Source organism: Staphylococcus croceilyticus (assembly GCF_002902575.1).
GTDB lineage: Bacteria > Bacillota > Bacilli > Staphylococcales > Staphylococcaceae > Staphylococcus > Staphylococcus croceilyticus.
In genome coordinates this window covers 7,122-19,782 of record NZ_PPRD01000103.1, presented here as the reverse complement: position 1 = coordinate 19,782, position 12,661 = coordinate 7,122, and the positions used below count along the sequence as shown (strand labels likewise).

The window sequence follows — 12,661 nt, the reverse complement described above, 5'->3', positions numbered from 1 at the left end:
TTAAAATCAAAGAACTACTTTACATGACTACAGGCTTGAGCCTTTCCCGCAAGAAAGCGTCGCAACAAAAACGAGTGAATGTTCATCTGAGAATTTCTTTACAACCCAGCCCCCTAGGCAAGCGTCTCAACTTAAGTGTAATATCAATCCATTTTAGAATTGCTTTAGAGACGGCACCCCTGGAAAGCTTAGCAACTTAAGTGAGTGAGTATCTATCTAAGAACTACTAAAAAAAGGCAGTGGCCCGATTAAGGACCATTGCCTTTAATAGTACGAAGACTATTTCTTAAATGAGTGACGGATACGGTTCATCCAGCCAGCACGACGTTTAGAAACGACGGGCATGCCTGAAGGTTGCGCAGCTCGCTTCTTTAACTCTTGACCGTACTTCATCGCTTCTTGCATTAAGTAAACTTGAGAGTTTAATGGAGATGAATTATTTTCAACATAGTGATATTCACCATTTTGATCTTGATAACGACCTTTTTGGTTATCAGATAACTGTAAATCCATAAAGTCTACTAAACGTTTACCAATCTCTTTATCTTCCACAGGGAATAGAATTTCCACACGTTTAATCATGTTACGTGTCATAACGTCTGCAGATGATAAGTAAATGCGTTCGTCACCATTATTATGGAAGTAATAAATACGTGAGTGTTCTAATAAACGACCTACAATACTTACCACTTCGATATTTTCACTACTGCCAGGAATACCTGGTTTTAAGCAACAAATACCACGAATGATTAATTGAATTTTCACACCAGCTTGTGATGCTTCGAATAACTTTTCAATAATAGCTTTATCTGTTAATGAGTTCATCTTCATCATGATTTTACCGTTACCATTTTGAAGGTGGCTATTAATTTCTTTATCAATACGATCAATAAAGACGTCACGAATATCGAATGGTGCTACGATTAATTTATTATATTCTGGTTTAACAGAGTAGCCACTTAAATAGTTGAAGAAGTTAATCGCATCTTCTGCGATTTCTTTATTTGTTGTGATGATACCCATGTCAGTATAAAGTTTAGCCGTTTTATCGTTATAGTTACCTGTACCTAAGTGGACGAATGATGTTAATTCGTTACCGATACGTTTAACAACTAAAGCGATTTTACTGTGAGTTTTTAAGTGTGTCATACCGTAAATAACATGACAGCCGGCATCTTCTAACATACGTGCCCAATGAACGTTGTTTTCTTCGTCGAAACGTGCTTTTAATTCTACAAGTACCGTTACTTGTTTACCTTTTTCAGCAGCTTCTTTCAAGCTGTTAATAATAGGCGAATCTTTACTTACACGGTATAATGTTTGTTTAATCGCTACTGTGTTTGGATCATCAGCTGCTTCACGAATGAAATCAACGATAGGTTCGAATGATTCGTATGGATGATGGAAGAAGATGTCACGTTTTAATGCAAGGTCATACAAGTTGTTATTGCCTAAAGAACGTGGAATTTGTGGTGTATATTTCTCATAAGTTAAATAATTTAATTTATGTGATAAATGACCCACTAAACCAAAAATAAATGTTAAATCTAAAGGACCATTTAAGAAGTATACATCTTGTTTATCAACTTCAAGTGTTTCAATTAACCAGTCTAAATCATCTGGATTAGCTGTACGGCCATCTACTTCTAAACGCACAGCTGAACCACTTTTACGTTCTTTTAAGAAACGTTCGATTTCGATTAATAAATCTTCTGCGCCATCTTCATGGATAGTTAAATCGGCGTTTCTTGTAATTCTGAAAGTAAATGTATTTAGAACTTCATATCCAGTAAATAAATAGTTAATGAAATATGTAATTACGTCTTCAACCATAACTACATATTGTTTAGCTCCCTCATTGTAAGTTAAGAATCTTGGAATGAGTGAAGGAATTTGGACAATAGCTGAATTAATTGCATCCTCAGTATCAATATCAACAAAGATATTTAAACTTTTGTTATTCAATTTTGGGAAAGGATGGTACGCATCAATGCCAAGTGGCGTTAAAGTTGGTAAGATTGTTAATTTAAAATCTCTTTCTAACTTAGTTAATAATGTGTCAGATAGTTCATCCGGTTTGCACATCACGATGTCGTAATCTTTTAATTCCTCAATTAATTCATTGTAGCGTTCGTATTGTTTATCAACGTATCTTTTTGCTTTTTCTTGAATAGCATCAACTTGTTCTTGTGGTGTCATTTGCGCTTTGTTTTCCGGTTTGTCATAGCCCATTTTTACTTGGTCTTTCAAACCAGCGACACGAACCATAAAGAATTCATCTAAGTTCGAACTAAAAATTGACACGAAATTTAATTTTTCGAGTAGTGGATTGTTATTATCGTATGATTCTTGTAGTACGCGATAGTTGAAATCCAACCAACTTAATTCGCGGTTATTGTAGTACTGCGGTAAACTGATATCATTTTCTCCCAATTGAGTTTGCATATTCCAAATACACCTCGTCATTTCCTCAAATATACTTTATTAATAGTGTTTAAATAGTCAATGGCAGAATGACCTAATGCTAAGATAGCATATTAATTTTAAGATTTTGTAAAGATGATGGAAACTTTCCCTTTAAGTATCTTTTCGATATGTTTTTTTTGTCTATTCGCTTGATACTCTTCAGCAATAGGTTCCCCGTCTGTGTAATATACAGTCAGTTCATAATCATCTTCGCCTTTTTTCTTTTTCTTCAATTCCACATCATCAACAAAGCTTGTGTGCGAAATATTTAGCGCATTAATAAATTTAATGATGCCGCCCAATGCTTGGATTGTGTCGATTTCTTTATTACTAAACCATTCTGTTTCTTTGCAATAAAACTTGAGTAGTGATTTGTTTTTAAAGCTGGCAAGTAATGCAAGTTTTACACGGTCTTTATGCGTATAGCCGTTAATCATTGAGTTCGCAATAATGTAGTAGGTATGTGGCGAACTTGAATCTGAATCAATAAAGCTACCTAAATAATAAATGTAAGCGCCTTCTTCAAAGAGGCGTTGATCGTTCTCACTAACATCTAAATCGCGCATTTCAATTAGTTGCGTTAATAAAGATTTGGCTAATTTTAAGCGGGCTTGCGAACTCACATCCTCAATATGATATTCACGTGCTAAAAAATGGATTGCCTCTTTACGCACATTATTTTTATCAAATACATCTGGATAGCTTTCGCGAATTTGTTTAATCGCATAACCTTCGCGTAATCCGTTTCTTGAAAATGTAAATTGTTTTGCGTCTACTTTTTTATAAAGCGTTTTAAAGACAGATACAGCTGGTAGGATAATGTCTACACGGTCACGACTTAATCCATCTAGGTTTGTTAAATCATCACGTGAACTTTTACGGATAATATCATACACTTCATCAATGTCTTTATTTGTCATTGTATAGTTATGAACGCCACCGATAGGGTATGAGTGTTCAGCTTGATGGATACGTGCGACGTTTCGTGCAGAACCACCAACACCAACTAATGCCACTTCTTGATCCTTCAACCAATCTAACGTATCAAATTGTTGAGATAAGAATTTCTCCATATCTTTAATCGCATTTTTATCGTTGTGATCTTTACCTTCAAAGAATTTACGTTTTAATGTGACAACACCAAATGGGAAACTGTGTGATTCAAATAATTCTTTGTCTTTGAATAGAGTTACTTCTGTAGAACCACCGCCGATATCTACAGAGACACCGTTTTCAATTTCAGTCGTATGTGTAATTGCGTAGTAACCGTAATACGCTTCATCTTTCTCAGGTACGATTTTAATATCAAGACCGACATTTTTCTTAACTTCTTTCACAATTTCATCGTTATTCTTTGATTGACGAATCGCAGCTGTCGCAATAGGATGTAATTTTGTAACATCAAATTTGTCTGAAACTGATTTGAAACTATGTAACGCATCGATTAAGACATGTATGCCTTCTTTACTCATTTTGTTGTCTTTAGTGAGATATTGGCTCAAGCGAGCAGGGGTTTTAATATTAAGCAATTCACTAAGACCTGTATTTTTATCGAATTTAAATATTACTAATCTGATGGTATTTGATCCAATATCAATTAAACCTATACGTTCTTCCATCATGTCCTCCTCAATGACTAGAATATGTGTTGAATTTTATTACTTATTTATACTTTTATTTTACCGTAATATTGTGGATTGAAAAAGGGAGCAAAGGGAAATCTTAGTTTATTAATAAGAAAAGGGAGTGAAACAGAAATCTTTAGTTGATAAAAAGATTTCGTAGTTTCACCCCAACAAGGATAACTAGGATTGAAAAAAGCTTAATAGAAGCGCATTTTCAATTCAGTTAGCAACTGTTAAATTGTGAAATTAGCCTGTTACATTTAATTATATGGCCAACTCTTATGTCTAATTATTTAGGTATTTTAACAGGGCCACCTGGTCCTAGTGGTATACCTAGTAAGTACCAGACAATAACGAAAATGGTCCAGGCGATACTTAAAGCAATGGTGTATGGCATGAGACTTGAAAGTAGTGATCCAAGTTTCATATTTTTATCATACTTTTGCGCATAAGAAAGCAGTAATGGCATATAAGGCATCATTGGCGTAATAGGGTTGGTAACTGAGTCGCCCACACGATAAATCATTTGTGTGAACGCAGGGTGGAAGCCAACTAAAATCATCATTGGTACAAATATTGGAGCGAGAATACCCCATTTAGCTGATGCACTACCAATTAACATATTGACTATACTACTTAATAAGATGATACCGATAATAAGCACGATACCATTCTGATGTTGTAATAATTTAGCACCATATACGGCAACGATAATGCCTAGGTTACTCCATTGTAAAAAGGCAAGTAATTGGGCTGCGAAGAATACAATTAAGATGAATGAGCCCATTGAACCTAATGAATCTGCAATCATACTACCTAAATCTTTTGTGCTTTTGATTTGTTTACTCATAACGCCATAAATTGCACCAGGTATTAAGAACAGGACTAGGATTACTAAACCGACACCATTAATTAATGGTGAATCGTCTATTAAGCTGCCTGTCTTCGCGTTACGAAGCCAACTTGATTCAGGAATACAACAAATAATGAGCGCGATAATTAAGATAAGAAATGAAATGTTTGCCCATAAAAGTGCTTTTTTCTCAGTAGGTGTGACTTTAGATGATGTTTCATCCTCTTCATCTAGGTCAGATTGACTTTCATCATACTTGCCTAAATGAGGTAGTACAATTTTAATTGTTACAAAGTAAATCACAGGTAGTACTAAGAATACACTGGCAGCGATAAAGTACCAGTTCATCGCGACATTGATTTTAACGTGATCTGAAACAATTTTTGTAGCTGGTTCGGTAAAGGCATAGACGAGTGCATCTTGCATACCGATTAATAGATTGGCACCGAAGCCTCCAACTGCTGCAGCGTAAGCCATTGTTAACCCTGCGATAGGGTGGTAACCGATTTTAATGAAAAGCATCGCAGCAAGTGGTGGTAAAATCACTGTGGCTGCGTCTCCCGCTAAACTACCTAAGATACCAATTAAGATAATCGTAGGTAAAATCAATTTGTTAGAGGCTTTATTCACGACTGAAATCATTAGCTTGTCAAAGTAACCTGTCTTTTCAGCGGCACCGACACCAATCATGACAGCGAGCACTAAACCAAGTGCTGGGAATTCAGAGAAATTCTTAATTGCATCATTCATAATCATCGCAATACCGTCTGTACTGATAATACTTTTAGCATGGATGATTTTCCCTGTTCCGGGATGTTTAACTGAGATATTAAATAATGAAACAATCCATGTGATGATGGCTAAGCCGACACACATGAGAAAGAAGAGTACTGCTGGATCGGGTAATTTATTACCCACTTTTTCAACGCCATTTAAAAACTTTGTAAGTAAAGATGGTTTATCTTTTGTATTTGTGGTCATGAAATGGCCCCCTTTATTAGATAACGTAAAGTATAACAAACTAAATTTTAAAATATAGCAATATTCAGAAATTTAAATATAAGAATTAATTATTACTTGAATAAGTTATTTAAATTTAAAAATTGCTGAAATGAGGTTTAAAATTTTTTGTTAAGCGCTATCATTCATTCGCTTGCGTTTGAGGTGCTTCATTTTGTGGAAAAAGAGTGAAGAATCAAACAATAAAGTTGAGTAGAAATCAATTTGGGAGCGTGAATAATTATGAAACGTTTAGAAGATAAAATCGCAGTGATTACTGGGGCTAGCACTGGTATTGGGCAAGCGTCAGCGAAAGCATTAGCTGAAGAAGGTGCGCATGTCTTAGCATTAGATATTTCTGATGAATTAGAAAAAACTGTCGAAGCGATTAAACAAAATGGTGGAAAAGCAACGGCTTATAAAGTGGATATTTCTGATGACCAACAAGTTCAAGATTTCGCGAAGAAAGCCGAAGAAGAATATGGACGTATTGATGTCATCTTTAATAACGCAGGTGTGGATCATGGTGCAGGTCGTATCCATGAATATCCAGTGGAAGTGTTTGATAACATCATGAACGTAGATATGAGAGGTACGTTCTTAGTAACGAAATTCCTACTTCCATTAATGATGGATAATGGTGGTTCTATTATTAATACTGCTTCATTCTCAGGCCAAGCAGCGGACTTATATCGTTCAGGTTACAACGCTGCGAAAGGTGCAGTCATTAACTTTACGAAATCAATTGCGATTGAATATGGTCGTGAGAATATCCGTGCCAACGCAATTGCACCAGGTACAATTGAAACACCATTAGTAGATAACTTAGCAGGTACGTCTGAAGATGAAGCGGGTAAAACATTCCGTGAAAATCAAAAATGGGTAACACCAATGGGTCGTTTAGGTAAACCAGAAGAAGTAGGCAAACTTGTAGCTTTCTTAGCATCAGATGATAGTTCATTCATTACTGGTGAAACGGTACGTATTGATGGTGGCGTGATGGCATACACTTGGCCTGGCGAAATGTTAAGTGATGATAGCTGGAAAAATACAGTAGAATAAAAAATAAATTGTGGTAAAAAAGTCGTTCTATTAATTTAGAACGACTTTTTTAATTCGTTATTTATTTTATAAAAATGATATAATATAGCTGTCGTCTTTCCTTAGACGGTAATACGTTTAAGGGAGGTGGAGTTTATGACGATGCTGTTCGTCCTAGTAATAGCCCCGTTACTTAATCGGTGGCTCAATATATTGTTTGACTATTGGTTTGAACAATATAAGAAACATAAAGACGACTAACACCAATACACCATTTAAAACCCCCAGTCTACTGCCATAGACTGGGGGTTGGTGTCATTATATGACGATACTGTTCGTTAAGATAAATATACCATAAATGAATATAAAATACAATTTTTAACGAGTAAGTTACCATTTTATTTTGTCATAAGCTTCATCGTTAAGTGAACGGACGATTTCAGTTACAAGTCGTACTGAATTTTCATAGTCATCAGTATGCAACACTGAAACGTTTGAATGCATGTAACGTAAAGCGACGCCAATAGAAATAGTAGGGATACCTTCATTTGCGACATGAATACTACCTGCGTCTGTACCACCGCCTGGCGTTGTATCCCATTGAACGGTAATATAATGTTTCTTCGCTACTTCCTTGATGTGTTGACGTAACCCTTGATGTGCTACATTTGAAGCGTCCATTAATATAACCACAGGGCCATTACCGATAGCTGTTTCACTACCTAAATTAGACATTCCTGGCGTGTCATATGCCACAGCCACATCCACTGCAATAGCTAAGTCTGGTTTGATTTTATTGGCAGCCACTTTAGCCCCACGTAAACCAACTTCTTCTTGCACAGTTGCGCCAGCATATAGATCGATACCAATTTGTTCATCTTTTAGATTTTTAAGAACATCGATAGCAAGCGCGCAACCGTAACGATTATCGAAAGCTTTAGCAGTTAAATATTTACCATTCGCAAGTTGCTCGAACTCACTATATGGCGTAATCATATTGCCAACTTCTACACCGTATTGTTCAGCATCTTCTTTACTGCGAACGCCGATATCAATAAACATCTCTTTAATATCGATTGGCTTTTTACGTGCTTCTGGTGTGAGGACATGAGGCGGTTTAGAACCAATGATACCGCGAATCTCTTTGCCATCATCCGTTGTGATTGTTACTTTTTGTGACAACATTACTTGATTCCACCAGCCACCAATTGGTTGGAATTTAATGAAGCCATTATTATCAATGCTTGTCACGATGAAGCCAATTTCGTCTAGGTGTCCTGAAACCATTAACGATTTTGTGCCTGTTTTACTTTCTTTTTTTCCGAAAATGCCACCCAAACCGTCTTCGATAATTTCATTACTCACGGGTTCTAAATATTGACGCATTGTTTCTTTAACTTTGCGTTCGTAACCTGCAATACCATTAACGTCAGTCAATGACTTAAGTAATTCGATTGACTCTTTCATATGTACATGACCCCCTAAAATATGTAGTTACAATTATTGTAGCATGATTAAACTTAATTTTCTGAAAAATAATAGTTTAAAATATAAAAAGAACTGAAAAATCTCACATCTACAATAAGTAAGTGCTATAATTTATTACAAAGACGAATAAAAGGGAAGTAGAGGCATATTATGAAGAAATTCTTAATATTAGTGGGCATTATTGTATTAAGTGTAAGCATGTTAAGTGCTTGTGGTAAAGAGCGTTCGAAGACATATGAAGGTGACGTTGATGGTAAACATGTCATCACAACTTTAACTTATAAGAAAAATAAAGTGTTAAAACAAAACACAATTAGCACGTTAAAATATAATGATTTAGGTATGTCAAAAGAAGAAGGCAAAAAAGTATTTGATGATAATCGTTCACTGAAAGATTATAAAGGCGTATCGTATAAATTAGAAGATAACCATGAAAAATGGGTTGAAACCGTTGAGATTGACTACAAAAAAGCAGATCTTAAAGAAATAGGAAAACAACTTCCGTACGCTACATTATCTAAAAATGGTAAGAAAGTGAATATGGAAGGTTCTGTACGTTATTTAAAACATTTAGGATTTAAACAAAAATCAAATATGACAGATGACTAAAAAATAAAGAGTGGGCGAAAGTGCCCACTCCTAGACTGTAGATAAACCCTTTCACTCGTCGTCACCTTATGCGTTCCTTAAAGCACCACTTCTTCTTTAGAAGTTAGTGGTACTTACACATGAGCTTTAGCTCAGGTGTTCCATTATTCAAGTAGTAAACTCCCGTCGTCACGCATTTCGTTTCCTCGATTGATAAGGGTTTTCTGACAGTCTTTCTGCTATTAATTACTGTAACAATGAAAAAGAGTGGACAATTTTGTCCGCTCTTTTTTTAATAGTTAAATACTGTTTAATGCAGCGTCTAGGTCATTGATGATGTCTTCAGCATTTTCAGTACCGATAGACAAACGCACCATTTCTGGAAGTACGCCGGATTGACGTTGTTCTTCTTCGGTTAATTGTTGATGTGTCGTACTTGCTGGATGGATGACTAATGATTTTGAATCACCGACATTTGCAAGTAAAGAGAATAATTGTAATTCATCAACGAAGTGAGCGATGTCGTCAATTGAACCATCGACACCAAATGTTAGAATAGCACCTTGTCCTTTAGGTAAATATTTATTTGCGAGTTGATGATATTTACTGTTTTCGAGTCCTGGATAATTAACCCATGTCACTTTAGGGTGTTGATCAAGGAAGCGGGCTACTTTTAAGGCATTTTCAGAGTGACGTTCCATACGTAAATGAAGTGTTTCAAGACCGATTAGGAATTCATGGACGTTGTAAGGTGAAACGGCTGAACCTAAATCACGCAATAATTGAACACGGGCTTTCGTGATATAAGCAGCTTCGCCGACATCTTTCGTATAAGAAATGCCGTGATAGCTAGGGTCAGGTTCAACTAAACCAGGGAATTTGCCGTTATCCCAATTGAATTTACCGCTATCAACGATGATACCGCCGATAGAAGTACCATGACCGCCAATAAACTTAGTAGCAGAATGAATGACAACGTCAGCACCATGTTCGAATGGACGACATAAGTAAGGAGAGGCAAATGTATTATCAATAACTAATGGTACACCATGATCGTGAGCAATATTTGCGACAGCTTCGATATCTAACACATCGATGGCAGGGTTACCAATTGTTTCTGCGTAAATCGCACGTGTTTTATCATTAATTGCTTCTTTAAAATTATCCGGATGACTTGGATCAACAAAATGGACTTTGATGCCTAATTTTCTAAAAGTAATATTTAATAAGTTGAATGAACCTCCATAAAGGTTAGAAGAGGCAACGATTTCTGAACCAGTTTCAACAATATTGAGTAAGGCAAGGGTGATGGCTGCTTGGCCAGATGAAGTTGCGAGCGCACCTACGCCACCTTCTAACTGAGCCACGCGTTCTTCAAAGACATTTTGCGTAGGGTTCATAATTCGTGTGTAGATATTTCCGGGTTGAGCAAGAGAGAATAAGTCTTGAGCGTGTTGTGTGTTATCGAAGACATAGCTTGATGTTTGATAGATCGGCACAGCACGTGATTTAGAGAATTCATCGATGACTTGACCTGCGTGAATCGTTTGAGTTTCAAATTTCCAATTTGGGCGTTGTTCTGACATAATGAGGACCTCCAATTAATTGAATTTTCAGATAATTATATTTGTATATATTATACAGAAGTTGGAGGATAAATCAAACTAAAATAGTCGGAATTGAGAAATAAATATAAATTAAGCTAGGTTATGCTTGCCCGATAACCTAGCTTAATGTTCTCTAACTAATTAGTTTCAATTTATAGTTTGCGATTTCTTGGAGCGTACCATCGCTTCGTTTAATAACGATATGATCTTTTGTAATTTCATTAGGACTTTTAACACCGACTGCAGCTGCGATATTGAATAAACCTTCATGTAAACTTGTTACATAGTTCGTTACACGATATTGTTTTTCCTCAATAATTAACGCTTTTTCTTTTTTAGGGTCAGTCGTTGCTACACCAACAGGACATGTATTTAAATGACATTGTTGACTCATAATACATCCCACACTAATCATCATACCGCGTGCTACGTTAACTAAGTCAGCACCTAAACCTAGCGCAATAGCAATTTTATCTGGCGTAATTAATTTACCTGATGCGAAAATTTTTGTTTTATCACGCACGTTATAGCGTTCCAACATTCCAGAAACGATAGGTAAAGCTGTAAACAAAGGTAAACCTACGCCATCTTGAAGTTCTTGGAAAGTAGCCCCTGTACCACCTTCACCACCATCGATAGTGATAAAGCTTGGGTAAATATCAAGTTTCACCATAGTCTGTACTAATCTTTCGATTTCATCTACCTTGCTGACTACAATTTTAAAGCCAACTGGTTTTTGGCTAATCCCGCGAATTCTATCTACAAATTTCAATAATTCTTCTGGAGAATTAATAAAATCGAAGCGGTTAGGTGAGTTAATAGTTTTATGAGGTTCCACGTTACGAATTTTAGCGATTTCTTCTGTTACTTTATTACCTTCCATGTGACCGCCACGTGTTTTAGCACCTTGAGCAAGTTTTAGTTCAAATGCTTTAATTTCTTTGTGTTGATTTAACTCTTTGAATAAATCTTCACTGAAATTGCCTTCTTTATCGCGTACGCCGAATAATCCTGGTCCAATTTGGAAGATGATATCGCCGCCACCTTTAAGATGGAAATCTGATAAACCACCTTCACCAGTATTCATCCAAGTCCCTGCACGTGCTAAACCTTTTGATAAAGCAGTAATCGCATGTGAACCTAACGCACCGTAACTCATTGCCGATTGACCTACAAGACGTTTGATTCTAAATGGATGAGCAAGCTCTTCCCCTAAGACAATTGCATTCTCATCAGATAAATAGAAGGGATCAATTTCTTCTTTCTCACGATGTTCATCACGTTTAAATAATTTTTGACTATCTACTTTATATAAAAACGTAGAAATCATTTGGCTATTGTCTACTTGTAATTCTGTAGCTTGTAATGGGAACATCGTATTGCGTATGTAAAAACCTTCTTTATACTCTCTTAACGTTCCAAAACTTGCCATTCTTGAATTATATTTCCCTGATAATACGATGTCTGTATATTCTTGTCTTGAAAATGGCTTTCCTTCTGTATCGTTCGCAAATAAATACTGACGTAATTCTGGACCGATTTTCTCAGCAAAATAACGTATTCTTCCTAAAACCGGATAATTACGTAATACGCTGTGTTGTGTTTGCGACTTATCTTTAAATAAGAAAATTAATGCAAGCACTAGTAAGCCAATGATGATGATAAAAATCATAATGTTAACAATAAACTGCATCGTAGTAAGTAATTCGTTCATTTATATTCATCCCCCTTTGCCTCTATATACCCTTAATGATATAGCAATTATTATTTTTTACAATTAAACTTTTAAAGTTTTTATAAAGTATTAAAATAACAAATTTACTAAAAATTAATTGGTCTTGTGATAAGTTTATTTTAAAATAGTAAAGTATGAGTGTTGTAAGTTTGAGGTGACATATGGAGAAAGAGAAAGAAGTTATTAAGTATGTAGTACCTAGAAATCGGTGGGGCAGTAATGAAATCGTTAAGAAAGATTTCCTACTTATTCCTATTTT

Annotated in this window: 9 protein-coding genes; 3 read left to right on the top strand and 6 right to left on the bottom strand. The window is 35.7% G+C overall.

The genetic code is table 11. The annotated features are described in order from the left end of the window. A partial coding sequence (locus tag CD128_RS11915) for a hypothetical protein (RefSeq protein WP_231917311.1) occupies positions 1-200 on the top strand: 200 nt, incomplete at its 5' end. Positions 201-279: 79 nt separating this feature from the next. Here CD128_RS11915 and CD128_RS10650 read toward each other — a convergent pair. From CD128_RS10650 to CD128_RS10640, 3 genes are all read right to left on the bottom strand, one after another. Continuing rightward, the gene (locus CD128_RS10650; protein WP_103329875.1) at positions 280-2,445 is read right to left on the bottom strand and encodes an RNA degradosome polyphosphate kinase; all 2,166 of its coding nucleotides are present in this window, start codon (positions 2,443-2,445) and stop codon (positions 280-282) included. Between the two features lie 98 nt (positions 2,446-2,543). Then, positions 2,544-4,085 (bottom strand): exopolyphosphatase, encoded by a 1,542-nt coding sequence (ppx, locus tag CD128_RS10645; protein ID WP_103329874.1) that lies wholly within the window; start codon positions 4,083-4,085, stop codon positions 2,544-2,546. A 295-nt stretch (positions 4,086-4,380) separates the two neighbouring features. After that, positions 4,381-5,925 carry an AbgT family transporter gene (locus CD128_RS10640; RefSeq protein WP_103329873.1) on the bottom strand — a complete coding sequence of 515 codons (1,545 nt, stop codon included), beginning with the start codon at positions 5,923-5,925 and terminating at the stop codon, positions 4,381-4,383. Between the two features lie 261 nt (positions 5,926-6,186). Between CD128_RS10640 and CD128_RS10635 the strand changes: the two genes are divergently transcribed. Further along, entirely contained in the window at positions 6,187-7,005 is an 819-nt protein-coding gene (locus CD128_RS10635) for an SDR family oxidoreductase (protein WP_103329872.1), read from the top strand. Positions 7,006-7,374: 369 nt separating this feature from the next. Here CD128_RS10635 and CD128_RS10630 read toward each other — a convergent pair whose 3' ends face one another. Beyond that, the gene (locus CD128_RS10630; RefSeq protein ID WP_103329871.1) at positions 7,375-8,451 is read right to left on the bottom strand and encodes a M42 family metallopeptidase; all 1,077 of its coding nucleotides are present in this window, start codon (positions 8,449-8,451) and stop codon (positions 7,375-7,377) included. A gap of 171 nt (positions 8,452-8,622) precedes the next feature. On the opposite strand from CD128_RS10630, the gene CD128_RS10625 reads away from it, so the two are divergent. Then, complete coding sequence (locus tag CD128_RS10625) at positions 8,623-9,081, top strand: DUF1307 domain-containing protein (RefSeq protein ID WP_197730766.1); 459 nt, start codon at positions 8,623-8,625, stop codon at positions 9,079-9,081. Positions 9,082-9,359: 278 nt separating this feature from the next. Here the strand turns inward: CD128_RS10625 and CD128_RS10620 are convergent, their stop codons facing one another. Together CD128_RS10620 and CD128_RS10615 are read right to left on the bottom strand one after the other, a co-directional pair. Further along, positions 9,360-10,646, bottom strand: coding sequence for an O-acetylhomoserine aminocarboxypropyltransferase/cysteine synthase family protein (locus tag CD128_RS10620; RefSeq protein ID WP_103329869.1), 1,287 nt, complete (start codon positions 10,644-10,646; stop codon positions 9,360-9,362). A gap of 154 nt (positions 10,647-10,800) precedes the next feature. After that, positions 10,801-12,381 (bottom strand): FMN-binding glutamate synthase family protein, encoded by a 1,581-nt coding sequence (locus CD128_RS10615; protein WP_103329868.1) that lies wholly within the window; start codon positions 12,379-12,381, stop codon positions 10,801-10,803. Positions 12,382-12,661: the final 280 nt, after the last annotated feature.